Origin of the sequence: Apibacter sp. HY039, from assembly GCF_004023655.1 — a bacterium.
Classification (GTDB): domain Bacteria; phylum Bacteroidota; class Bacteroidia; order Flavobacteriales; family Weeksellaceae; genus Apibacter; species Apibacter raozihei.
This window is the reverse complement of record NZ_SAYM01000006.1, coordinates 106556-131637: the sequence shown is the minus strand read 5'-3', so window position 1 is coordinate 131637 and position 25082 is coordinate 106556. Positions and strand designations below refer to the sequence as shown.

Annotated in this window: 28 protein-coding genes; 18 read left to right on the top strand and 10 right to left on the bottom strand. The window is 31.8% G+C overall.

Going from position 1 to position 25082, the window contains the following annotated elements; genetic code table 11:
* Positions 1-98 precede the first annotated feature (98 nt).
* The 7 genes from EQ921_RS12060 to EQ921_RS12030 all read left to right on the top strand — a co-directional run bounded on the left by EQ921_RS12060 (position 99) and on the right by EQ921_RS12030 (position 6341).
* Entirely contained in the window at positions 99-1052 is a 954-nt protein-coding gene (locus EQ921_RS12060; RefSeq protein ID WP_128331833.1) for a hypothetical protein, read from the top strand.
* 120 nt (positions 1053-1172) lie between these two features.
* Positions 1173-2204: a methionine ABC transporter ATP-binding protein MetN gene (gene metN, locus EQ921_RS12055; RefSeq protein WP_128331832.1), complete on the top strand. Its 1032-nt coding sequence runs from the start codon at positions 1173-1175 to the stop codon at positions 2202-2204.
* Positions 2197-2850 carry a methionine ABC transporter permease MetI gene (gene metI / locus EQ921_RS12050; protein ID WP_128331831.1) on the top strand — a complete coding sequence of 218 codons (654 nt, stop codon included), beginning with the start codon at positions 2197-2199 and terminating at the stop codon, positions 2848-2850. Before metN ends, metI begins: the two co-directional genes overlap by 8 nt.
* 40 nt (positions 2851-2890) lie before the next feature.
* Positions 2891-3694 (top strand): MetQ/NlpA family lipoprotein, encoded by an 804-nt coding sequence (locus EQ921_RS12045; protein ID WP_128149824.1) that lies wholly within the window; start codon positions 2891-2893, stop codon positions 3692-3694.
* Positions 3695-3713: 19 nt separating this feature from the next.
* On the top strand, positions 3714-4373 hold the full coding sequence (gene mtgA, locus EQ921_RS12040; RefSeq protein ID WP_128149822.1) for a monofunctional biosynthetic peptidoglycan transglycosylase: 660 nt from the start codon (positions 3714-3716) through the stop codon (positions 4371-4373).
* Between the two features lie 200 nt (positions 4374-4573).
* Entirely contained in the window at positions 4574-5815 is a 1242-nt protein-coding gene (locus EQ921_RS12035; RefSeq protein ID WP_128331830.1) for a type IX secretion system plug protein domain-containing protein, read from the top strand.
* A 43-nt stretch (positions 5816-5858) separates the two neighbouring features.
* Positions 5859-6341, top strand: a complete 483-nt coding sequence (locus tag EQ921_RS12030; protein ID WP_128331829.1) for a thermonuclease family protein — start codon at positions 5859-5861, stop codon at positions 6339-6341.
* A 49-nt stretch (positions 6342-6390) separates the two neighbouring features.
* On the opposite strand, the gene EQ921_RS12025 is transcribed toward EQ921_RS12030, so the two are convergent.
* Positions 6391-6996: a 2,3-diphosphoglycerate-dependent phosphoglycerate mutase gene (locus EQ921_RS12025; protein ID WP_128331828.1), complete on the bottom strand. Its 606-nt coding sequence runs from the start codon at positions 6994-6996 to the stop codon at positions 6391-6393.
* Between the two features lie 153 nt (positions 6997-7149).
* Here EQ921_RS12025 and EQ921_RS12020 point away from each other — a divergent pair, with 153 nt between their 5' ends.
* Positions 7150-9117 carry a S9 family peptidase gene (locus EQ921_RS12020; protein WP_128331827.1) on the top strand — a complete coding sequence of 656 codons (1968 nt, stop codon included), beginning with the start codon at positions 7150-7152 and terminating at the stop codon, positions 9115-9117.
* Between the two features lie 87 nt (positions 9118-9204).
* On the opposite strand, the gene EQ921_RS12015 is transcribed toward EQ921_RS12020, so the two are convergent.
* Complete coding sequence (locus EQ921_RS12015; protein ID WP_128331826.1) at positions 9205-10536, bottom strand: lipase family protein; 1332 nt, start codon at positions 10534-10536, stop codon at positions 9205-9207.
* A gap of 327 nt (positions 10537-10863) precedes the next feature.
* Between EQ921_RS12015 and sucC the strand changes: the two genes are divergently transcribed.
* Positions 10864-12057, top strand: coding sequence for an ADP-forming succinate--CoA ligase subunit beta (sucC, locus tag EQ921_RS12010; protein ID WP_128331825.1), 1194 nt, complete (start codon positions 10864-10866; stop codon positions 12055-12057).
* A 61-nt stretch (positions 12058-12118) separates the two neighbouring features.
* Here sucC and EQ921_RS12005 read toward each other — a convergent pair whose 3' ends face one another.
* Complete coding sequence (locus tag EQ921_RS12005) at positions 12119-12640, bottom strand: mechanosensitive ion channel domain-containing protein (RefSeq protein WP_128149807.1); 522 nt, start codon at positions 12638-12640, stop codon at positions 12119-12121.
* 9 nt (positions 12641-12649) lie between these two features.
* Positions 12650-12997 carry an arsenate reductase (glutaredoxin) gene (gene arsC, locus EQ921_RS12000; protein ID WP_255424489.1) on the bottom strand — a complete coding sequence of 116 codons (348 nt, stop codon included), beginning with the start codon at positions 12995-12997 and terminating at the stop codon, positions 12650-12652.
* A gap of 221 nt (positions 12998-13218) precedes the next feature.
* On the opposite strand from arsC, the gene prfB reads away from it, so the two are divergent.
* Together prfB and EQ921_RS11990 are read left to right on the top strand one after the other, a co-directional pair.
* Positions 13219-14340, top strand: a complete 1122-nt coding sequence (prfB, locus tag EQ921_RS11995) for a peptide chain release factor 2 (RefSeq protein WP_128331824.1) — start codon at positions 13219-13221, stop codon at positions 14338-14340.
* Between the two features lie 26 nt (positions 14341-14366).
* Positions 14367-15296, top strand: coding sequence for an SPFH domain-containing protein (locus EQ921_RS11990; RefSeq protein WP_128331823.1), 930 nt, complete (start codon positions 14367-14369; stop codon positions 15294-15296).
* Positions 15297-15389: 93 nt separating this feature from the next.
* Here EQ921_RS11990 and EQ921_RS11985 read toward each other — a convergent pair whose 3' ends face one another.
* Both EQ921_RS11985 and EQ921_RS14780 read right to left on the bottom strand, forming a co-directional pair.
* Positions 15390-15773, bottom strand: coding sequence for a hypothetical protein (locus EQ921_RS11985; protein WP_128149799.1), 384 nt, complete (start codon positions 15771-15773; stop codon positions 15390-15392).
* A gap of 281 nt (positions 15774-16054) precedes the next feature.
* Positions 16055-16300 carry a hypothetical protein gene (locus EQ921_RS14780; RefSeq protein ID WP_164875238.1) on the bottom strand — a complete coding sequence of 82 codons (246 nt, stop codon included), beginning with the start codon at positions 16298-16300 and terminating at the stop codon, positions 16055-16057.
* A gap of 163 nt (positions 16301-16463) precedes the next feature.
* Between EQ921_RS14780 and EQ921_RS11975 the strand changes: the two genes are divergently transcribed.
* The gene (locus EQ921_RS11975) at positions 16464-17558 is read left to right on the top strand and encodes a hypothetical protein (protein ID WP_128149795.1); all 1095 of its coding nucleotides are present in this window, start codon (positions 16464-16466) and stop codon (positions 17556-17558) included.
* Positions 17548-18111 (top strand): hypothetical protein, encoded by a 564-nt coding sequence (locus EQ921_RS11970; RefSeq protein ID WP_128149793.1) that lies wholly within the window; start codon positions 17548-17550, stop codon positions 18109-18111. Before EQ921_RS11975 ends, EQ921_RS11970 begins: the two co-directional genes overlap by 11 nt.
* On the opposite strand, the gene EQ921_RS11965 is transcribed toward EQ921_RS11970, so the two are convergent.
* From EQ921_RS11965 to EQ921_RS11955, 3 genes are read right to left on the bottom strand one after another with little or no spacing between them, the layout of a single operon-like run.
* On the bottom strand, positions 18081-18650 hold the full coding sequence (locus tag EQ921_RS11965) for a 5-formyltetrahydrofolate cyclo-ligase (RefSeq protein WP_128331822.1): 570 nt from the start codon (positions 18648-18650) through the stop codon (positions 18081-18083). The two genes, EQ921_RS11970 and EQ921_RS11965, sit on opposite strands and share 31 nt — an antisense overlap.
* On the bottom strand, positions 18651-18881 hold the full coding sequence (locus tag EQ921_RS11960) for a ferredoxin (protein ID WP_128149789.1): 231 nt from the start codon (positions 18879-18881) through the stop codon (positions 18651-18653). It abuts the gene before it with no gap.
* Positions 18881-20134: a U32 family peptidase gene (locus EQ921_RS11955; protein ID WP_128331821.1), complete on the bottom strand. Its 1254-nt coding sequence runs from the start codon at positions 20132-20134 to the stop codon at positions 18881-18883. The genes EQ921_RS11960 and EQ921_RS11955 overlap by 1 nt, the downstream gene beginning before the upstream one ends.
* A 176-nt stretch (positions 20135-20310) precedes the next feature.
* Between EQ921_RS11955 and yidD the strand changes: the two genes are divergently transcribed.
* The 5 genes from yidD (at position 20311) to EQ921_RS11930 (ending at position 23884) form a co-directional block, all read left to right on the top strand.
* Positions 20311-20559: a membrane protein insertion efficiency factor YidD gene (gene yidD / locus EQ921_RS11950; RefSeq protein WP_128331820.1), complete on the top strand. Its 249-nt coding sequence runs from the start codon at positions 20311-20313 to the stop codon at positions 20557-20559.
* Entirely contained in the window at positions 20556-21413 is an 858-nt protein-coding gene (gene lgt, locus EQ921_RS11945) for a prolipoprotein diacylglyceryl transferase (protein ID WP_128149783.1), read from the top strand. The genes yidD and lgt overlap by 4 nt, the downstream gene beginning before the upstream one ends.
* A complete protein-coding gene (locus tag EQ921_RS11940; RefSeq protein ID WP_128331819.1) occupies positions 21413-22459 on the top strand; it encodes a glutaminyl-peptide cyclotransferase in 1047 nt (348 codons plus the stop codon). Before lgt ends, EQ921_RS11940 begins: the two co-directional genes overlap by 1 nt.
* 174 nt (positions 22460-22633) lie before the next feature.
* On the top strand, positions 22634-23326 hold the full coding sequence (locus EQ921_RS11935; protein WP_128331818.1) for a hypothetical protein: 693 nt from the start codon (positions 22634-22636) through the stop codon (positions 23324-23326).
* 174 nt (positions 23327-23500) lie between these two features.
* The gene (locus tag EQ921_RS11930; RefSeq protein WP_128331817.1) at positions 23501-23884 is read left to right on the top strand and encodes a Fur family transcriptional regulator; all 384 of its coding nucleotides are present in this window, start codon (positions 23501-23503) and stop codon (positions 23882-23884) included.
* Positions 23885-23955: 71 nt separating this feature from the next.
* Here the strand turns inward: EQ921_RS11930 and EQ921_RS11925 are convergent, their stop codons facing one another.
* Positions 23956-24753 carry a hypothetical protein gene (locus EQ921_RS11925; RefSeq protein ID WP_128331816.1) on the bottom strand — a complete coding sequence of 266 codons (798 nt, stop codon included), beginning with the start codon at positions 24751-24753 and terminating at the stop codon, positions 23956-23958.
* Positions 24754-25082: the final 329 nt, after the last annotated feature.

Sequence of the window (25082 nt, the reverse complement as noted above, 5' to 3'; positions counted from 1 at the left end):
TCAATTAAATATTTGTTAATTAACAAACGTGATATTAGATTTTAATAAAAGTGATTAAATATTTATATTTGTTGAATACATCTTAAATCTAGCGTGATATGCTGCTAAAAAAGAGTTTTATAATATTAGGCATACAAGTTCTCATAATTGCTTTAAACTTCATCTCTTGCGGAGCGAATAAAGTGCCCGTTGATAACTTTAAATATAGCTATTGTACATCAGCAAACTCATATCATCAGGATAATTTTTTAATGGATACACTCCAGGTAGATGCAAATTATAAAGATCTTTATTCTAGCTCTTTATCTCAGTATGATATCTCAATGGGAAAAGTTCTGGGAATTAATAAAGAAATTAATAATTTAATAAAATTGAGAAATGATCCAGTTAATGATAATCGTTTGGATATTCTCGAATTAAAGCAAATAATAACTCAGCGTATTTCGCTGGCAAAAACAGAATTGGATGCAATAATCTCAGAATTGGATTGTGAGGGAGAAAGAGCAGATTTGGCTGCTGCCTATCTAGATGATTTAAACGATGGAAGAAATACGCGGCTTACTGTAGGATCGGTTGTTATAGGAGCTTTAACTACCGTAGCTACAGTTTTGTTTAAAGACAGTAATACGCAAACGGCTGTAGGTGTTGGGGGAGGATTGTTAAGTGCAGGTTTGGGAGCATTGACTATAAAGCCTAAAGGGAAAAAAATTGAATTCTATCATTCAAAAAATATTTTGTCTCCCATATGGGCTAATGAAAATCATGAAGAGTATCCTAATTTAGTCTGGAATATATTTCAAATTATCGAATTTAATAGCGAAGAACATATGTCATTACAGGAAAGTACAAAAAAAAGATGGAAAAAATTTGTTTTAAAAGGAGATATTGATAGTACTGAAGAAAATCTTTTTTTTGGAACCGGAGGAAATTATACAGCAGATGAGCTTCATATGAGATCTGAAATGATCGATCAAATCAAATCATCCACAAGATATATTAACCAGCTTCTTTCCGTTTTTGAATCAGATTTGTATAAAGTATATAAGCAATAATAGGCTAATAACAGGGAATAAGGTAAATATATTCGTGTTTTAATAACTATTTATCAATCTGAATATTGTATTTTTGCAAACAATTTTAAAAGAAATTAATAGGAATATTTTTTCACATAAATGATTGAATTAAAGAATATTACGAAGGTTTTTGAGCTGAATGGAAAGAGGACTTCAGCCTTATCCGGAATTGATTTGTCAATTCCTCAGGGTAAAATAGTTGGAGTTATCGGAGAATCCGGTGCAGGGAAAAGCACCTTAATCCGGTGTGTTAATCTGCTTGAAAGACCTACCTCAGGAGAAGTTTGGGTGGATGGAAAGAATCTTATGGAAATGACATCAGGAGCTTTGGTAAAAGCAAGACGAAACATAGGAATGATATTTCAACATTTTAACCTTCTTTCATCAAGAACAGTTTTTGAAAATATTGCCTTTCCTCTTGAGCTGAGTGGCATGTCAAAAACTAATATTGAAAAAAGAGTTTATGAATTAATTGAACTGGTTGGACTTAAAGAGAAAGCATATGTTTATCCTTCTAATTTATCCGGAGGTCAGAAACAGAGGGTAGCAATTGCTAGAACACTGGCAAATAACCCCAAAGTACTTCTCTCAGATGAGGCTACCAGTGCTTTAGATCCAGCGACCACTCATTCAATACTAACTTTGTTGAAAGACATCAATAAAAAGCTGGACATTACAATACTTTTAATCACTCACGAAATGGATGTAGTAAAAGAAATATGTGATGAAATAGCAGTAATCAGCAATGGGCAGCTTATCGAAAAAGGTTCCGTTTCCGAAATATTTTCTCATCCTAAAGCAGAGCTTACCCGCCGTTTTATTGCTTCTTCGCTACATTTGGAAATACCCGTTGACTATCAGGAACGATTAATACCTAATCCTGAATCAGGAAAACACCCCTTATTAAAATTACAAATTACCGGTAATACAGTAGATGAACCTATTTTATCAGAAGCTGCAAGAAAATTCGATATTAACAATAATATTATTAGCGCACGTATGGATTATGCCGGAGGGGTTAAATTTGGTGTTATGCTGACAGAATTTATGGGAGATCCGGAGCAGGAACAACAGGCTATAGATTATTTGAAAAGTAAAAATATTAAAGTAACAGTATTAGGATATGTCTGATTCAATGATTGAACTTTTAATTAAAGGAATAGGAGAAACATTGGTTATGACTTTTGTTTCAGGAATATTTGGTTTTATTTTAGGGCTTCCCATGGGAGTGCTTCTCTTTATTACTCGTAAAGGGCAGATTAAAGAAAATGTTATATTTAATAATACGGCATCAGTAATTGTTAATATTTTTCGGGCAATCCCATTTATCATATTAATTGTCTGGATGATACCTTTCACACGGATGCTGGTAGGAACTTCTATCGGAGTAAGTGCGGCTTTAGTGCCGTTAAGCATAGGGGTAGCTCCTTTCATTGCTCGGATGGTTGAAAATAGTTTGCTGGAAGTACCTAATGGGTTGATAGAAGCCTCTAAAGCTATGGGTGCTACATCGTTTCAGATAGTATGGAAAGTGCTTCTACCTGAGGCTATGCCATCACTTATAAATGGAGCAACAATAACACTAATTACTTTGGTTGGTTATTCGGCCATGGGAGGTGCAGTAGGAGCCGGAGGATTAGGGCAGATTGGCTATCAGTACGGATATGTTGGGTATGATGTCACTATTATGAATACCGTTCTAATTTTATTAATACTTCTTGTTTTTGCCATTCAGTTTACAGGAGATTATCTTTCTAAAAAAGTAAATCATAAATAATAAAACAATAACTTTGTAAGAAGTAATAAAAATTCAAAAAATGAAAAAATTATTAGCTGTATTTAGTATAGTAAGCTTGTTTTTAGTAACATCATGTCACAATGATAAAAAAAATGATCCTAATCACATAAAAGTAGGAGTAATATCAGGACCGGAATATGTAGTAGCACAAACGGCTCAGAAAGTTGCTAAAGAAAAATACGGTTTAGATGTGGAATTGGTACAATTTAACGATTATGTGCTTCCAAACTCTGCCTTAAATGATGGAGATATAGATGTGAATGCCTATCAAACCAATCCTTTTTTAGATGATGTTAGAAAAAACAAAGGTTATAAACTGGCTGTAGTAGGAAATACATTTGTTTATCCTTTGGCAGGATATTCAAAAAAAATTAAATCGTTAACAGAATTAAAAGATGGAGCTGGAGTAGCCATACCTAACGATCCGGCAAACAGAGCCAGAGCTCTAATACTTCTTCAAAAACAAGGGTTAATAAAACTTAAAGATTCTACTAATTTGTTTTCACAGGTAACAGACATTGTTGAAAATCCAAAGCATTTGAATATTATAGATTTGGAAGGTCCACAATTACCTAGAACTTTAGATGATCCTAAAGTAGAAATATCAATTATCAATAATACATTTGCAGCAAAAGCCGGATTTTTACTAAAAGATGGTTTGTTTGTAGAAGACAAAGAATCTCCCTATGTAAATATAATTGTTTCCAGAGAAGAAAATAAAGATGCTGAAAATGTGAAAAAATTTGTAAAAGCATACCAATCCGATGAGGTAGCAGCAACTGCTGACAAAGAATTCAAAGGAGGAGCAGTTAAAGGTTGGTAATAAACTTTAAACATTAAAAATGAAAATATTTAAGTGGATAAAAAGAATATTGATAGGATTATTTTTATTATCCATTGTAATGACTTTCGTTTATAAATGGGTTCCCGTTCCCTTTACTGAACTTATGTTAAAAAGATATTTTGTCAATGGAAGTTCAATAAAAAAAGAATGGGTACCCTTAGATCAGATTGCCAATTCAATGCAGCTGGCTGTAGTATCCAGTGAAGATCAGAACTTTCTCACTCATAGTGGATTTGATTTTAAAGAAATTCAAAAAATTATTGAAAAAGACGGAGCACCTAAAAGAGGTGCCAGTACAATTTCCCAGCAAACCGCAAAAAATGTTTTCCTTTGGGATGGAAGAAACTATGTAAGAAAAGGACTGGAGACTTATTTTACTGGATTAATAGAGCTGATTTGGAAGAAACAGAGAATATTGGAAGTATATTTAAATGTTGCTGAATTCGGAGACGGTATTTATGGAGTTCAGGCTGCCGCAAATCATTATTTTAATAAATCAGCATCAAATCTTACAAAAGCAGAGGCGGCTACACTGGCAGCCTTGTTACCAAATCCAAGAGAATATGGAAAAAAAATAAACGGAAGATATATTCAAAAGCGAAAAATTTGGATCATGAGGCAGATGTCTAATTTAGGCGGAAAATTGGTCTTTTCTTAAAACTGATGGAGTAGTAGGCTCCATTTTTTATTTTTTACAAATCCTAACTTTTTTTAAAAATAGTATAGTTTCTAAAAAAAATTAGATTATAAATTTTCACATATTATAATCAGAAATATTGATTCTGATGGAGATTTTTTTTATTATCTTGACCCATGTAAATAGGCAAGAAGTATTTAAATTATAATTATTAAGTATCTATGAGAAAATTACTGATAAATTTATTATTTCCTTTGGCCTTAATGGCACAGCAGGCAGAAGAAAAAGTTTACGACAAGAGTGTGAATGGAATACAGTTTTTTAATCCTGAAACTAATGATGAAACTACAATTTTAAAACTAGGAGATAAATTTATATTATCATTTGATATGTTGGATAAAGGCTATGAAAGGCTTTATTATTCAATCAGGCATTACGATAGAAACTGGGAAAAAGACAATCTCTTTGAATCGGAATACATAGATGGGTATACTCAATCACAGATTTATGAATATCAATCTTCATTTAATACACGACAAAACTATACTCACTATACCCTGGAATTTCCTAATAATGACATGCGTCCGAAAGTATCAGGAAATTATCTCTTTACAGTATATGATGCAGATAGGAAACCAGTTTTTAGTAAAAAAATATTGTATTATGAGCCGCAGGCAGAAGTTGGAGTGAAATATGAAAGGTATTCATCAGCACAAAATCCGGATATAACACAACGTGTGATTGTAGAGGCATCCATTCCTTCTAATCAAGGTTCAATAAGAAATAATCAACTTTCCTTATGTATCTTACAGAATAATAATTGGAAAGTTGCTCAATGTAATATATCTCCCCAGTTTATTAATGGAAATTTATTCACTTTTGGTCAATTAACCAATGCATTTGAAGGAGGTAATGAATTTTTTACATTTGATACAAAAAACATAACAGTAGCCGGATACGGAGTATATAGAGTTTTTGAATCAGAAGGGAAATATAATACCTGGTTATATCCGGTGATACCATATCCTTTAGATTATACGTATAATCCAGATGTAAACGGGGCATTTTATTTTCGTAGATTTGATTTAAGCCAGGAAAGGGATGCACGAAATGAAGGTGATTACACACCCGTAAGTTTTTTTGTAAATTCAACTAATCCGATTGACGATAAAGATCTTTATGTTGTGGGTCTGTTTAACAATTATGATTTATCGGAAAGTAATAAAATGGAATTCAATGAAGAGCAAAGAGGATATGAAAAAACATGTTTACTTAAGCAAGGGTTTTATAATTATACCATTGCTACCAAAGATAAAAAATCAGGTAGAATAAGTTTTTCAGAAATTCCCGGTTCATTTTGGCAGACAGAAAATTTATATCAGGCATTAATCTATTACGTGCCATTTGGAGGTACTTATGATGCTCTCATAGGTTACGGAGAAGTTAGAGCCACCAGACAGTAATTAATAATTTGTATTAGTATCACAGCCTTTTATATCTGAATTTATGACTAAGGTTAATCTCTTATGGAGAATTAAGTTATTGCTTTTATGCATTTTATTCTGTTTAGGATTTCAAAAAACAGCAACCTTAACAGGGAAAGTGATAAAAGTGGCTGATGGAGATACGATTACAATTCTTACAGAAGATAAAAAACAAGTAAAAATCCGGTTGTATGGAATTGATTGTCCGGAAAATAAACAGGATTTCGGGACTAAAGCACGAACATTTACCAGTACAATATGCTTTGGTAAAAATGTAACTGTAGAAATTAAAGGAATCGACAGATATAAAAGAACGTTAGGCATTGTTAAAGTTGAAGGAAAAAACGTTAATGAAGAATTGCTGAAAAATGGTTTGGCATGGAAGTACAAATACACCTATTCAAGTCATTATTTAATGCTGGAACAGCAGGCAAGAAAAAGCAAATTAAATATATGGAGCTTAAAAAAACCGATAGCTCCCTGGGATTTTAGAAAACGTAAATAATAAAAATGTCCTGAACCAGTTCAGGACATTTTTATTTCTCTAAGAATATTTATAAGTTTTTAACCTTAATAATTTTTAAATTTTGATCCAAATCATACTCACGAGGTACGCCAGTTGCAATTTCAAAATTGATTATTTCATTAGGAGTAAGTTTTTCAAGATACATAATCAGAGCTCTTAAACTATTACCATGAGCTGCAATGACTATGTTTTTCCCCTCTTTCAGTTTCGGAATTATTTCTTTTTCAAAATAAGGAATAACCCTTTCTGCTGTATCTTTAAGACTTTCTCCGTTAGGAGGAGCTATATCATAACTTCTTCTCCATTGGTGCACCTGTTCTTCTCCAAATTTTTTAGCAGTCTCGGCTTTATTTAACCCTTGCAAATCACCGTACATTCTCTCATTTAATGCTTTATTATAGATGGTAGGCACATTTTTTATTCCCGCTTCATTCAAAGCTATATTGAGTGTCTCCTGAGCTCTTTTAAGTTCGGAGGAATAAGCATAATCAAAATGCATTCCCTTTAATTTGTCTCCAGCTTCCTTAGCTTCCTCTCTTCCTTTATCGGTAAGATCAACGTCTACCCATCCTGTAAATTTATTTTCCAGATTCCATACACTTTGTCCGTGTCTGAATAATACTAAAATTGCCATATTAAATTATATTTTATATATTATTATTCCGAAATAATTATGCCATTCCGTAAATATTAAAGTAGGAAATTATTAAAATTTTAAATCTCTATGTAAGTGAAGGTATAATACTGGAAATAATGTAAATTTGAATTTAAAATAAGTGAAGTATTAATGAAAAAAATTAGTCTGTTAGCGGCAGTTTTATTAGGAATTTTTTCTATGGCTCAAAAACAAAATTTAACTCCTGAAATGCTTTGGAGTTTAGGAAGGGTATCAGTTGATGCAGTAAACGAAAAAGGAGATATCATTTACGGTGTTCAATATTATAATATTAAGGATAATAATAGTTCCCGTGATTTATACAGAGTAACTTTGGAGGGTAAAGTTAAGCAGATTACTCAAACGCCTGAAAAAGAAAAGGCTTTATTCTTCAAAGGGGATAATATTTTATATTATTCTTCCGGAGATGCAGTTTACTCCTATAACCTTATAAACGGAGAGTCTGTAAAGATTAATGAAGAAAATGAAAAGCTTGCAGGGTTGGTTTTGTCTGAAGATTCTAAACAGATGGCTGTTTCCACGCCAGTAAAATTAGAAAAAGTGTCTGGATCTGATATGTATCCCGAATTAGAAAAATCGGATGCGAAAGTATATGATCATTTGATGTATCGTCATTGGGATAGTTGGAAAGATGGAAATTTTGAACACATATTAATTGGCTCATCAACAAAATCACTTACAGATATCAACAAAGATGAAATGTTTAATTCCGAAAATTATTCGTTTTCTCCTGATGGAAAGTATCTGGTGTATCAGTCAAAAAAAATGTTCGGAACCGCAGATGCTATTTCTACAAATACAGACATTTACTTGTATGAAGTATCTACACAAAAAACAATAAACTTAACTTCGGATAATCAAGGATATGATGTTAATCCAACATTTAGTCCCGATGGGCAATATATATCATGGCTTTCTATGAAGACCGATGGATACGAAGCTGATAAAAATGATATTAAAATATACAGTTTAAAAACAAAGAAAACAGAGAACCTTACGTCCGGATGGGATAATACACTTGGAAGTTACATTTGGGGTAAGCTGGGAAATTATATATATTTCATCGCAGGAATAAATGCTACAGAACAGTATTATGAGTTAGATGTAAAAACTAAAAAAATCCGTCAGATAACTAAGGGGCAACACGATTTCACAAGCATTTTTCAGTGTGGTGATTACCTGGTGGGAGGAAGAGAGGATATGAACCATGCCTCAGAAGTATACAAAGTTCATATAAAGACCGGAGAGCAAACCAAGCTAACAAGTGTTAACGATGAAGCTTATAGCAAAATAGCGATGGGAAGGGTTGAAGAAAGATGGGTCGATACAACGGATGGAAAAAAAATGCTGGTATGGGTAATATTTCCGCCAAATTTCGACAAAAACAAGAAATATCCAACATTATTGTATTGTCAGGGAGGTCCTCAAAGTACAGTTTCCCAGTTTTATAGTTTCCGATGGAATTTTCAGATTATGGCTGCAAATAATTATATAATTGTAGCTCCTAACCGTAGAGGTTTACCTTCCTTTGGTGTAAAATGGAATGAAGAAATCTCAGGAGATTGGGGTGGTCAGCCTATGCGTGATTATCTATCAGCAATAGACGAAATTTCAAAAGAATCGTATGTCGATAAAAACAGGCTAGGAGCAGTAGGGGCAAGTTATGGAGGATATTCAGTGTATTATCTGGCGGGTATACATAACAAAAGATTTAAAACGTTTATTGCTCATTGCGGCGTATTTGATTTAGAATCTATGTATGGAACTACTGAAGAAGTTTTCTTCCCGAATTATGATCTCGGAGGTTCCTATTGGAATAATCCACAGCCAAAAGCTTATAAAGAATTTAATCCGATAAAATTAGTAGAAAAGTGGGATACTCCAATATTAGTGATTCATGGAGGAAGGGATTATAGAGTACCTTATACTCAGGGTTTGGAAGCTTTTCAGGTAGCTCAGTTAAAAGGTATAAAGAGCAGGTTGCTATTCTTTCCGGAAGAAAGTCATTGGGTTCAACAGCCACAAAACGGAATTATCTGGCAAAAAGAGTTTTTTAAATGGTTAAAAGAAACTCTTTAAAAATTTCTGATATAAATTCTGAAAATAAATACAAAGGCATACTCCATCGGAGTATGCCTTTGTATTTATTTAAAAATGTGGAAGCATTTATTTATTTAATTCTATAGAATTTTCTAAAAGTCTCTGATAAAAAAACAGGGCACCCTCACTATGTGCACCTATTGTAGTTTCAAAAGTAACATTTCCTCCCATTTGATTGGTTTCATCTGCGAATCTCTTAGCTGGTTCATAGTATGCAGTATGGTCATTTATTGCATGAATCATTTGAAATTTCGTTTTATTCTTCCATGGGCTAAAACTATTTTCAGTAAGTATCTGTTTTAAGTAGGCATAATCAGAATTACTGCTTTCGGAAGATCTGAATTCAGAAGTATAAAAATCTGAGCTGTTAACAGGAAATAAATTATTGGTAATAATATCCAATGCAGAATATTTACCGGATAAAAGATATTCGTTTATATTTGGTTGCTGATCTTTAAGAATTACATTATCCAGGTTTAGATTAGGATATCCATTATGTTGATAAGCCATGACAGCCCAAGGGAAAATTAAATGCTCCATAGTTTGATGATCTTTTTTTACTTCATCAGCAAGATAAGGTAATGAAGTTAAAGCACCACCAACTAGAAGTAAATCAACGTTTAATTCATTTCTATCTGTTTCATTTTTTTTGCCGGCTAATCCACTGGTATACCCTCCTAATGAATATCCGGAAAGAATGACGCCGTTCTTTTGGCTGTAATTAAGTTTAGAAATTACTCTTTGAGCTGTTTTAGTTAAATTAATAAGGGAATTAGCCATAGGCTGTGCTTCTAGGATAGGAATAGAGCATTCACCATAAGAGTCTCCAAACCCTGGGTAATCCGGAATTAATACAGCAAAACCTTCTACGGCTAAAAGATTATTAAAAAAGTTGGTAAGCTTGTTTTCAAATACCTGGTTGTTTAATAATTCTTTATCCTGATAAATTGCTGAAGCGGCTTCATTCTTACCTGTGTATGCTCCCGGAGCAATGATAACCAGCTTACAGCTTTTTCCATCGGAAAGAATGCTTTTACTAGGTAGGAGTAAAATCCCTGAATTATTTATAAAAGTACCCTTTCGGCCCGGATGTTGTTCCTTATAATTAATTTTGTATACACTTACGTATAAACTATCCAAATGCAGTCCCTTATTAGTTAAAGTTTCTTTTTGTTTAGCTAAATTAAAATTGCTGAAATCTAAATTAATCCCCGGAATACTGTTGTAAGCTGAGATTGAACTTTTAAAAAATAGCTCCATTTGTGAAAGATCATCATAAGACAGTCTGTTTATGTTTTTAATATTTTGTTGAGATGTATGGATGTAAATATCATCATCCGTACAAGAAGTAAAAGTCGATAATATACAAATAAAGGCAAATAATGTAAATTTTTTCATAAAAATTAGTATTTTAAATTAAATTTTTTATTTCAAAGGTAAAATATTTATTTTATATTTATATATTAAGAATTAATTAATTGGTTTTTTTATATACTTTTTAAATTAAATACCTGTTAATTTGTATATTAAGGTAAATAATCATTAATTTAGATATTATATTTTACAAAATGTAAAAATCAATCCTGATTATTAGCTGATAAATAATCAAATAAGCGGTTGTAAGCAGAACAATAAATTTATATACATCTGACAAAAATCAGTATATTTGTCAACTTTACGTTTATTAAAATAATATTAGTGTAAACCGCAAAAAAATATCATACCATGAATTTACATGAATATCAAGGAAAAGAAATACTTTCATCATTCGGAGTAAGAGTTCAAAGAGGAATCGTAGCAACTACACCCGATGAAGCTGTTAATGCAGCAAAAGAAATGACCGATAAAACCGGAACAAACTGGTGGGTGGTTAAAGCTCAGATACATGCAGGTGGAAGAGGAAAAGGCGGTGGAGTAAAACTAGCTAAAACACTGGATGAGGTTAAAGAAAAATCGTCTGAAATTATCGGGATGAACCTTATAACTCCCCAAACATCAAAAGAAGGGAAAAAAGTACATCAGGTTTTTATTGCTGAAGATATGTATTATCCGGGAGAGACTGAGGTTGAAGAATTTTATATGTCTGTTTTATTAGACAGAGCCAAAGGTAAAAATATGATTATTTATTCTACAGAAGGAGGAATGGATATTGAAGCCGTGGCAGAAAAAACTCCGGAAAGAATTTTCACTGAAGAAATAGATCCTGCAGTAGGACTGCAAAGTTTTCAGGCAAGAAAAATAGCATTTAACTTAGGAGTTACAGGAGATGCATTCAAAGATATGGTTCGGTTTGTTACTTCTCTTTATAAAGCGTATATTGAAAGTGATGCTACTTTGTTTGAAATCAATCCCGTATTAAAAACATCTGATAATAAAATTGCAGCAGTAGATGCTAAAGTAACCATAGACAATAATGCATTATTTCGTCATCAGGATTACCTGGCATTGAGAGATGTTAGAGAAGAAGATCCTACTGAAGTGGAAGCCGGTGAAGCGGGTCTTAACTTTGTTAAGTTAGATGGGAATGTAGGTTGTATGGTAAATGGAGCAGGATTAGCAATGGCTACAATGGATATCATTAAGTTATCTGGAGGAAATCCTGCAAATTTCTTGGATGTCGGAGGAACCGCAGATGCTGAGAGAGTAGAAAAAGCTTTCAGAATTATATTAAAAGATGATGCAGTAAAAGCTATACTAGTAAATATCTTTGGCGGAATTGTTAGATGTGACAGGGTAGCTCAGGGAATCTTAGACGCATATAAAAATATGGGGGATTTTATAAAAGTACCTATCATAGTACGTTTACAAGGAACCAATGCTGAAATAGCTAAGAAAATGATTGATGACAGTGGGCTGAAAGTATTGTCTGCAATAACTCTAGAAGATGCAGCCAATGCTGTGAAAGAATCATTATCGTAAATTTAATTTCAATTTTTTTAAATATATCAGCCGGAATTAATCAATTCCGGCTTTTTTTAACTCAATCTACACGATTTACAATAGATATAACCTTTTGCAATATAAGACTATTGGGTATAGTAATAAATTCCCCCTCAACGGTTCTCAGATTTATATAAAAAGCCTTTATATCTTCAACTACAGCTTCAATAGGATTATCTTTATCAAGAATTTTTATCGTGTCACCAATTCTAAAAGGAACAGTAAAATATATGATTAACCCAGCTGTAACATTACTCAACAACGACCATTGAGCAAAAAATGCAACTCCAACAATAGCAAATACAGAAGCGAATGAGGCAAATATCCATTGAGGAGTGACACCCCATATTGTAATAAGAAATACAGAGAATAATATGTTAATTAAAATATTAACGTATTTTATTACAATCTTTGTACGTAAATCGTTGATTTGAGAATTAACCCCATAGCGGTAAATAATTTTCCTTATAATGATTTTTAATAAAGGAGTAGCGACACATGCCGCTAAAGTGCTTATGATTTGAAGATGATAATCATGAAAAAATTTTTCAATAAATTCCATTTAATACAATTATAATATTAGATTTATATTTTCTTTTGGCCTTCCGATGACAGCTTTATTACCATTGATAATAACAGGTCGTTGAATTAATTGTGGGTTTTTTGATAAAATTTCCAAAAGTTCAATTTCCTCTAAATGCATGTCTTTAAACTGTTCATTCCACAGAGATTCGTTTGTTCTAACTAAAGCCATCGGTTGAATTTGTAGTAAATTCACCAGTTCTTTTAATGTGTCAACATTTATTCCGGTTTGCATATAATTAATTATGTGAATCTCTTTAAACTTTTCTCTTAAAAAATCCAAAGCCTCCCTGCTTTTACTGCATCTGGGATTATGGTATATAGTAATAATAAACATATTTTGATCCAAAGTTACAAAATTGGTTATTTATTTTACACAGGCAAATATTTAGTAATTTATGATTAAATTAATATCCGGAGTTTTTACTTAAAATATAACAAGATATAATACTCTGACTATAATAAAGATGAATTTAATACTATTGTATAAAAAATATGCATCCGGATAGTTACGAGTATAGTATTTTTTTGTATTTTACATTGTATTTTTGCAATTATATGATTACTCAGGAAAATTTAAAAGAAATTCAATCCAGGCTAAATGATTTATATGAATATCTGGAAATAGAAAAGAAACTTGTTGAAATTCAAAATGAAGAAGAAAAGTCTGCCGACCCTGCTTTTTGGAATGATCCCAAGCAGGCTGAAGTTATTTTAAAACAACTTAGAGGAAAGAAAAAATGGGTGGAAGAATATCAGGATATTAAAACAAAATATGAAGATTTAACCGTTTTATTTGATTTTTACAAATCCGGTGATGTTGAAGAAGAAGAAGTTGATAGTCAATATCAGGCAGTAAGTAAGCTTTTAGAAGATGTGGAATTTAAAAATATGCTTTCAGCTGAAGGGGATGATTTAAGCGGAGTCTTGCAAATAACTGCGGGCGCCGGAGGAACTGAGAGTTGCGATTGGGCAAGTATGTTAATGCGTATGTATTTTATGTGGGCAGAAAAACATAAATTTAAAGTAAGGGAGCTCAATTATCAGGAAGGAGATGTTGCAGGAATCAAAACAGTGACTCTGGAAATTGAAGGAGATTATGCTTTCGGATATTTAAAAGGTGAAAATGGAGTTCACAGATTGGTGCGTATTTCACCTTTTGATTCAAATGCAAAAAGACACACATCTTTTGCCTCAGTTTATGTTTATCCATTAGTAGATGATTCTATTGATATACAAATTAACCAATCTGATATATCTTGGGATACTTTTCGATCTAGTGGTGCCGGAGGTCAAAATGTTAATAAAGTAGAGACGGGAGTGCGTTTACGATATAAATATAAAGATGAAATAACAGGAGAGGATAGAGAGATTATAATTGAGAATACAGAAAGTAGATCACAGTTACAAAATAAAGAAAAGGCCATGCAATTACTTAAATCTCGTTTGTTTGAAATAGAGTTGGAAAAGAGAAATGCTAAAAGAGATGAGATTGAGGCTGGAAAAATGAAGATTGAGTGGGGAAGCCAGATCAGAAACTATGTGATGCAACCGTACCGTTTAGTTAAAGATGTACGTACAGGGGCAGAAACCTCAGATGTAGATTCAGTAATGAATGGTAATATAGATGAATTTTTAAAATCTTATTTAATGTTGATGGGGCAAAAAGTAACAGAATAAAATATATTAATATAAATAAATAGCTTATGGAAATCTTTGGGGGATTAGTTTCAATTGTACTAGTAATATTTTTCTTAATTTTTATATTCACAATATTAGGAGCTTTTTTTATTGTGAAACAGCAGACTACTGCTGTCGTTGAACGATTTGGTAAATTTCATTCAATTCGGCAGGCAGGTTTTAATTTTAAAATACCGATTATAGATAGTATATCTGGAAAGGTAAACCTTAAAATACAGCAATTGGATGTGATGATAGAAACTAAAACTAAAGATGATGTATTTGTTAAGCTTAAAGTTTCAGTTCAGTATCAGGTAGTGCAAACGGCGGTTTATGATGCTTTTTATAAACTACAAAATCCATATGCCCAAATAACTTCATATGTCTTTGATGTAGTACGTGCTGAAGTTCCCAAATTGCGTTTAGATGATGTTTTTGAAAGAAAAGATGATATAGCAATTGCCGTTAAAAGTGAGATTCAGGAAGCTATGCAGAGTTACGGCTACAGCATAATAAAAGCTTTGGTGACAGATATAGATCCTGATGAACAGGTTAAACAAGCAATGAATCGTATTAATTCAGCGGAAAGAGAAAAAATTGCAGCTGAATATGAAGCAGAAGCAGAGCGTATAAAAATAGTGGCTAAGGCCAGAGCAGAAGCTGAGAGTAAACAGTTACAAGGTAAAGGTATTGCTGATCAGAGAAGAGAAATTGCCAGAGGACTGGAAGAATCCGTTAAGGTTTTAAATGGAGTAAATATAAATTCACAAGAAGCGTCTTCTCTTATTGTAGTTACACAACATTACGATACTCTTAATTCTATAGGAGCCAGTTCTCGTTCAAATCTTATATTATTGCCGAATAATCCGAGTGCTGCAAGTGATATGTTAACTAATATGATTACTTCTTTTGCAGCTTCTCAGCATGTAGGAGAACAATCAAACGAGGCTAAATAGTCTTGGTAATAATAAATTATAGTAAAAATAAAAAGAGGAAGTATTAAGTACTTCCTCTTTTTATTTTAATTCAGTTAATGTTAGGTAACCTACTTATTTTTTTAAAGCGTCTTTAGCTCCTTTTGCAGCTTCTTTTACTTCATTAGCAGCACCTTTTGCAGCATCTTTAATATTAGTTGCAGCTTCTTTGCTTCCTTCTTTAATTTCATGAGCAGCTTCTTTTGCAGTTTCTTTAACTTCACCTGCAGTTTCTTTTAAATCGCTAACAGCTTCATTTGTAGTGCTTTTTATTTTAGATTCAGCTGAATCAGAAGCAGTTCCGATTTTTTGATCAGCAGCACCAGCAGTTGAGTCGATGGCTGTTGTAGCAGAATCAGCTTGAGCTGAAGCATCTGTAGCATTTTTTTTGTCACAAGCGATGAAAGATGTTGTAGCGATAACAGCGATAGCGGCGATGTTTAAAATAGTTTTTTTCATAATTATAAATTTTTAAATTAATATTTTTATGTTTGTTTAAATTAATTTCAATATAAGTACTAGAATAATCATCATTTTTATATAAAAATAATGAATGTCTAAAATAGTATAAGACTATGGATGAGTTTTACAATAAAGTTAGTTTCGTTGAAGTGCTTATTATAACAATTTTACACTTTGAAATAAGGAGTTAAATTAGGTAGTTCAGTAGTGAGTTAGAATTAAAGGTTACACTCTGAGGTGTAACCTTTAAGTAAATTTTGTTTAACTTTAAACAATAATTATTTAGTTTCTTCAGCTTTTGCAGGAGCAGCTTCAGCTTTAGCAGCATCAGCGTGTGCAGAATCAGCTTTAACAGCAGTTGAGTCAGCAGCAGGAGCAACTTCAGCAGGAGCAGCAGCAGAATCACCAGCAACAGCAGTTGAATCAGCAGCAGGAGCAGCATCTGTAGCTTTTTTGTCACAAGCGATGAAAGAAGTAGTAGCTATAGCAACGATAGCAGCGATGTTTAAAATTGTTTTTTTCATGTGTTTTTTAATTTTTAATATTTTTGTTATAAGTTTACACTGCAAATATAGAAGAGATAATCCGGTTAAAACATTTATTGTGTTGTAACACTCTTGTAAATCAAGAAAAGTTATTTTACAAAAAATATATACTGGTATTCAGTGAGTTATAATTAATTTACAAATGACAGATCAGGAAGAAATACTGTTTAAACAGCTTAAAAAGGAGGTTACGGAGACTTTTTTACAGGACTTCCCTTCCTCAAATCCTGATATTTCTAAGTGGAAAGGTTTAGATATTATATATTTTCAGGAACATCTTCGTCAGAAAGTTCGAGGAAATGTAAGTGAGAAATGGTTTTATACCTATTTCAAATCTTCTTTTGAAAAACTTCCAAGAATTGATATGCTTAATCTTTTGTCTCAGTACTGTGGTTATAGAAGAGGTTGGGCAGAATTTACAGAAAATCATCACCCGTATATAGCTCTAAACAATGACGTCATTGGGGGAGGATCTGAAGAAAAAGAGGTCGATATTAATCCAAACTCGGAAGAATCAGTATCTATCGATTATAACAAACCTTTCGAAGATACAAATAAATCAAAGTTGCCGGCAGTTAGAAAATCAAATTATAAAAAGATAAGTTTGATTGTTTTATCAGCAATTTTGATTTTAGGTTTAATTTTTGGAATAGCTAAATATTTTGAAAATAAAAATACCTACGATTTTTGTTTTTATGATACAGATAGAGGCTCCCTGATAAAGTCTCGATTGGAGATAGTTATTCAGAAACAGGGGGTATCACCTGAGTTTTATACTATTAATAATGGATGCTTCTCCTATCGGTCATCGTCAGATACACTAAAGATGATTGTAAGTTCACCAATGTATAAAAAAGAAACTTTTGTAGTAGGTTTAAAAGAAATCAGAGAAAAAGGAGAAGATAATCATAAGAATTTTAAATTGAGACCCGATGATTATGCTATCATGCTCTATTATTATTCAACCGCTGTAAATAGTACAGACGAAAAACAGAAAGCGCAATTAATCAAACAAAGAAAAGAAGAATTGAATAAGTTAATATCTGATGATGCTTTAATATACCAAGTGTATGATAGTGAATTATTCGGAGTTGAAGTATTAGACAAAAAAAAGTATATTGATTTTATGACAACTCCTACTACCTCTCTTAAAAATTATGTATTAATTACCAGTCAGGTCAATAATAAAAATAAAATCAATTTAATTAAGTTTAAAATCCAGAAAAATGAAAATTAAATATATTATTCAGTGTATTAGCGTTATGCTCGTACTTTTTTTTATGGCTTGCAATAAAGGGAAGTATTACGAAGGAGAAAAAGATCCGGATAAAATAAAAGGATATAAAAATGAGAATTATTATACGTCCGGAAAAATGGATTCTACCCAGGTAATTGCTCACATAACCGAGCAAAAATTACAGGAAGTCTATGACTTAGCAATTCTTGCAGCTGAAAATAAATCTAATAAAGATATTGATACACTCCTTCTTTCACAGCTACAAGGGTACTTTCCTAAAGGTGATACACTTTATGTTGCTCAAATTGTAAATACGCTAGATTCCCTTAAAGTTAAATATGTCAAAGTTGAGCTAAATAAACAAATGCTTTCAGATACTGCTATTCTCAACGATTCTATTGGAAAAGTTCAATTTAAAGCCCATTATTACGATAGAAATAAAAAATATTTTTCAACACAGGAACAGCAAGCAGATTATATTTTGAAAAAAAATCCTGAAAAATTTAAGGCAGAATTTAAATTTTATTTTTCTTCAATAGGAAAAGCAGAGTAAAATTCCGGAGTGATAATATAATCTAAAGGTATATCAGTAACTTCTAAATCTTCAATCTTGCTTACTGGATTGAAAAATGATAATCCTATTTTTGTTGCATTCGGATGCGATGACAGGAATTTATCGTAATATCCTTTACCATAACCAATTCGATTTCCAGAAGTATCGTAAGCTAATAGAGGTATAAAAACACAATCTATCGTATTAAGATTTATAGGGTTTTCATTATAAGGTTCAGGAATACCCCATTTACTTATTTTCAACGAAGTGTCAGAAGTGAGTTTAAAATGTTCTAATTGATTTTTTTTAGTTTTAGAACAGTATACATTTTTGTTATTTAGCCATAAGTATTGTAAAAAAAAAGAAGTATTAATTTCTTTTTTTTCAATGATCGAAAGAAAAATATGAAAACTTTGAAAATAATTCAATCCTGAAACGAGCCATTGATTAAATATTTTTTCTGATTTTTCATTAATTTCATCTTCGGATAATTTTTTTCTAAGATTTGTAAAGTAGTTCCGGGCCTGTAATTTGGTCATCTAGATTTTTTTTACGGAAATTATTTTTACAGGGCATGCTTTAGCCGCTTTATCAGAAGAATCAAAAATAGAATCGTCAGGATTCTTAATAGTAAAAAAACCTTTTTTCTCCTGTGAGCGTAAAAGTACCGATTTTCCATCTTTTTTGGACATGCGGAAGTGTTCGGGATCGAATTCTGCGCAATAATTGCATCCAATACATTTATCTCTTTGAAGAGTAATGATAACCATTAATTTGAATATTCTGTTTTAACAATCTTGTATAATTTATCTGATGGGCGTACTTTAAAACCTATAGGAAGGGTAAGAATATCTCCTTTCTTAGCTTCCTGAGCCGGTAAATCATCAACCATCATGGAAGCTACTTCTGCTTCCTGAGATCCTGTGGTAGGGCCTTGAATCAAGATTTTATCTCCTATGGCTAAGCTATAAGCCTCTATTTCAAATTCACCAATTTGTGTTTTTGGATAATAATGTCTCCCTTTTCCAACATACACTTTTTTTTGTGTTGCATTAGAACCTGGATTGTCAGACCATTCTCCAAGTTTCTGCCCCAGATAATATCCGCTCCAGAATCCTCTGTTATATACTGTTTCAAGCCTTTTCATCCAAACATTGATTTTATCTTTGGTAAAAGTGTTGTCTGCAACAGAGTCTATAGCTTCACGATAACAACGGGTTACTTCAGCAACATATTCAGGAGCTCTTCCACGTCCTTCAATTTTAAGAACTTTAATACCGGAATCTACGACCTGATCAAGAAAGTCGAGTGTGCATAAATCTTTTGGAGACATCATATATTCATTGTCTATCTCAATTTCAAAACCAGATTCCTGATCAATAACAGTATATTTTTTTCTACAGTTTTGTTTGCAAGCTCCTCGGTTTGCAGAAGAATTATGTGAATGCAGGCTCAAAAAACATTTGCCGGATACTGCCATACATAAGGCTCCGTGCCCGAATATTTCTATTTCAATTAAATTTCCCGAAGGACCTTTAATTTGTTCTTTCTCAATCTGTGAAGTTATTTTTTTTACCTGGCTCAAGCTTAATTCTCTACTTAATACCATAGTGTCTGCAAAAAGGGAATAAAATTTTACAGTTTCAATATTAGTAATGTTAATTTGAGTTGATATATGAACTTCCATATCAATTTGTCGGGCATAAGCTATAACAGCCTGATCCATCGCTATAACAGCTGTTATTCCTGCTGATTTTGCTCTGTCTAAAACAGTTTTTATGATAGATAAATCATGATCATATATAATGGTATTGAGGGTAAGATAAGTTCTTACGCCTTTGGCCTGGCAGCGTTTAGATACTTCTTCCAGATCGTCAAGAGTAAAGTTAACTGATGAGCGGGCTCTCATATTTAATTGCTCTACTCCAAAATATATTGAATCAGCACCATTATCCAAAGCAGCTTGCATAGATTCGAAATTACCCGCAGGAGCCATTAGCTCAATTTTTCCGCTTTTTGTCATTCTTCAAATTTGGCGCAAAAATACAAAATATAACATATACCAACTGATATTTGTCATTTAGTATTTAAATCCTTTAATATGATTTTCTTAATTGGTCAAATCGTTATTCTGTTAAAAATTTATTAACTCATTATGGCATCGTAGAGAAAACTGTATATTTGTAAGCTAAATAATGTATGGTAAAGAAAATAGCTATATTTCCGTTTATACTGCTGATACGATTCTATCAGTTAGCTATTTCTCCATGGCTGGGTAAAAATTGCCGATATACGCCTACGTGCTCCAGCTACATGTTGGAAGCACTTAAAACGCATGGACTAATAAAAGGTTTATGGTTGGGAGGAAAAAGAATTTTTCGATGTCATCCATGGGGAGGTAGTGGCTATGATCCGGTTCCACCAAAAAAGAATATAATAAATAAATGAATCAGATTTTAGAAATTATATGGGATCCTAGTTTGGGGATTCACATAGGTAGTTTTACTCTTAGATATTATAGCCTGATGTACGTCATCGCTTTCGGATTAGGGTTTTATCTTATGGATTTAATATTTAAAACAGACCATGAAGATAAAAAATTACTGGATCCGTTGTTTCTTTACATGTTTGTAGCAGTCATTTTAGGTGCCAGACTTGGTCATGTTTTATTTTATCAAAAAGAATTATTTGTACAGGATCCTTTAGCTGTGTTTTTACCTATAAGGACACAGCCTAATTTTGAATTTACTGGATTTTCAGGCCTTGCAAGTCATGGTGCCGCTATAGGGATATTAATTTCTCTTTATTTATTTACCAGAAAATATCTTAAGAGAAATTTTTTATGGATTCTTGATAGAATTGTTATTCCTGTTGCCATTGGTGGGATGTTTATACGATTTGGTAACTTTTTTAACTCAGAAATTTTAGGTAAACCATCTGATCTTCCTTGGGCGGTTCTATTTGTTCAACAAGACACCGGAGAGTATGGAGGAGTTGTTCCTCGTCATCCCGCCCAACTGTATGAGGCTTTTGGTTATCTGATATTATTTATAATGCTTTTATTTATATATTTTAAAACGGATAAAAAGAAATATCTTGGTTGGATTTTCGGTTTCTTTTTAATAATTCTTTTCGGTATACGTTTTATGGTTGAATTTTTCAAAGAGCCACAAGGAGAAGAATATATTAATTGGTTAGGTCTTAATACAGGTCAGTGGTTAAGTGTTCCTTTTATTATTGCCGGATTTATAATATTAGCTACAGCAAAAAATAGAATTTACATTCCTAAAAACAAACAATAATGAAATTTTTTATAAAATACAAGCTGTTTTTGTTATCCTTGTTATTTATTACATGGGTTACAAGCTGTAAAAATGATTCAGATATCAGTGTCAGTACTAATTTTGAGCAGCTTGACACGATGGGGTTACATATTGGAGATAAACTCCCATTAGAGTTTACTTCCTCGGATGCGACTATAAATTCTTATACAATAAAATTAAATGACAAGTTGTATTCTGATCTTAAAGAGATTACATTAGATTCTACAAATGCTCAAATCGGAACTAACTATTTAGTTCTTACCTTAAATTATAATGGTAAACATCAAAAAGTTATTGATGCTACCTTTAGTGTTTATTCTCAAGAAAAAGAAAAAGAGTTGACTTACAAAATTGTTGGAGAATATCCACATAATCCTGAATTATTTACACAAGGTTTCACATACCAAAATGGAGTTATAACAGAAAGTTCAGGACAATATGGTAAATCTAAATTGGTGAGATATCCGTTGGGTTCAACTACATATACACAGTCGGTTGATATAGATTCCAAATTTTTTGCAGAAGGTTTCGCCGTCCTTAATAAAAAGTTGTATCTGTTAACATGGAGGGAAAGAACATGTTTAGTTTTTGATGAAAGTGATTTTAAACTAACTAATCAATTTACTTATCCGGGTAGTATAATAGAAGGTTGGGGAGCTACAACAATGGGAAAAGAAATAGTAGTTTCTGATAGTTCTTCAAATCTTAAATTTTTTGATTCGGATTTCAATTTAAAAAAGACAGTTACCGCAGCAGGATATGATACTATATACACCTATCTTAATGAATTAGAGTATGCCAATGGGTATATATATGCAAATGTTTTTGATGCACCCATTATTTTAGTTATAAATCCAGCAACAGGTTCAGTGGTTGCTAAAGCTGATTTTTCAGAATTGGTAAAACAAAATAAAACCAATAGTGAAGCTGTGTTAAATGGAATTGCTCATGTTGAAGGAAACACATTTCTGATTACTGGAAAACTTTGGTCAAAAATTTATAAAGTTGAATTTAATATAAAATAAACAGATTTAATAGTCTTAATTAAGAAAGCCTGAATATTTTCATATTCAGGCTTTCTTAATTAAGGATAATACAAAAAGGATTTATTTTTTAAATAATTTATTGCGACATAATTGCATTAATAAAAAAAATATTTATATTTGTCAGCATAAATTAACTATAAAATATTAAAAGAAATGAAAAATAAACTGAAAGAAAATTTATTATTGAGATTAATTGTATTGTGTGTTATTACAATTTCACTTATTTCTTGTAGCAATGATGATGAATTTATTGATACTGATAGAATACAGAAAAGTGAATTGGTTTTTACAGAAGTCAGTGGTGAAGGTTTATATGCTCATGGAGATCATTTTCATGGTATAGCAGGGTCAACTGAAGGAGACAAAACAACGGTTCAATTTAATTCTAAGGGAGATGCAATCTCGGGAAATCCTGTTAAATTAAAACCGGGGGCTATTTATAAAGTAGAATTAAAATCATGGAATCAGAACGGTGCTGAAGTACAACAAAATTATATTGCTAACAAAACCATAGCAGATAGTTACAAAGCTTTTATAATAGGAGGAAATTTTGTACTTAATTCTAATTCAGCAACTGGTACTGGAGCTGTTTTTCAACCAAGAGAATTAAACTATGCCGATGGAACTGCTGTAAGTGGTAAGTATGAAACAACCGGTGTGTTGTCTTATTTTACATTAGGTAGTGATAATGCTGAAGGTGCTAAAAACGTAAAATATGTAATGAGAAAACTTGTAACAAATGTTAAAAAATCGATTGAAAGAGTAGATTGGAACAGAGAAGATTATCAAACTTCATTTATAGGAAATGATGAATTAGTGTTAAAATATATAATTGCTTCTAAATAAATATTTTCAGAGCAAAGTAAATTATATTATTTGTTTTAATTTTGAGGAAAGTAATGAAATTGCTTTCCTCTTTTTGTAAAATATGCAAGATATTTAATTATATTAGTAAAACTAAAATTGATACTCTGATTAGATATTTATAAATTTTTACTTTTATGTTGATTACTAAGATAAATGAAAAAGATAAGAAATACTAAAGCAAAAGTAGAAATATTAACATTGTTACAAACGTCGTTAAAAGCATTGTCTGGAACGGAAATACAGAATTTTTTAGGTGATACTTGTGATCGTGCAACAGTATATAGAGTGCTGGATCGATTAATTAATGAAGGGTTAGTGCATAAAGTAATTGACATTGATAGAGTAGTTAAATATGCAAAATGTAAAAACTGTAAAAAGGCTCATCAGCATAACCATTTACATTTTAGTTGTGAAAAATGTCATACGTTAACATGTTTGGAAGGTGTTCAGGCCTCTTTTGAATTACCAGAAGGTTATCAGATTTCAGATATTAATTTTACAGTCATAGGTATATGTCCTGCGTGTAATTCTGAATAACATACTATTATAAAAAAAGAGCGATAAATTTCGCTCTTTTCTATTTAAATTTGTAATGCAAATGTTCTAGTCTAGTTTCCGATAATTAAAAAAGTAAAAGGTCTGTTCGCTAAAGTACCTGTATCATCACCTGTTTTTAATCTGAAAAGATTATTTGATATATATGCTACCTGACAATTGTCATTAGTTTTTAATTTTATTCCCGGGGTACTAGGATCGGGTGATTGGCCTGCAGACACACTACCGCTTGTTGGGCCATACGCATCAACAATATTAAGTGAAATACCATATATTTCAGTCATGGGTGTATCTAATTTAATATCGAACACACCGTTAGATGGATTAGAAATAGTATATCCATTACCAATTAATGAATTTATACCACCTTTGGATGATAGTTGGGTTGAACCACCCACCGTATAACTGACACCTGATGCTCCTCCTATAACTTTAGTACTGGTTAGTGTTCCTCCGGAAATAGAATTAAATTTAACATAAACAGTTCCACCTAAAAAACGAGTAGCATCAGAATCTGTAGTTTGAGGGTTTAACAATTCCCAAGTTGAGCCGTTAAAAAAATAATACCCAGCCATGGTAATGTTAGTGGTTTTATTGGTTGGATCTGCTGTAGATATCTTCGAAGTAGCATATACAATAGCGCCTGTCTGATCAATACCATATTTTGAGTTTGCTGCCATAATTTGATCTCCACTTAATCTGGGGGCTATAATACCTTCAGCAGTAGTACCATCTGATTTTATTGCACTTACATCAAGCGTAGCTTTTGGATTTTGATTATTTAGCCCTACCTGACCATATGAAAAACTTGAAAACAAGATAGCTGAGAGTATAAAAATTTTTTGTTTCATTATAAAATTATTAAAAAGTTAAATATATATTATTTTAATTCTTTTACTTAAAATGTAAATGCTCTATACTTTATTAATAAATGATAATGTTGGCGCATTTATTAAGATAGATATTCTTAAATAATATATTTAATATAGTATGCTAAATAATTAATCACCCTAATAAAATAAACGCTTATTTATATTTTTATTAAGCAAAAATAGTAAAATAAATGAATATTGAAAATAAATAATTGGTTTTATATATTTAATACATAATGTTATATTAAATATTTAATTTTTTTTTTTATATTTAATAGATTTATTTGCAACTAAATATCTATACATTC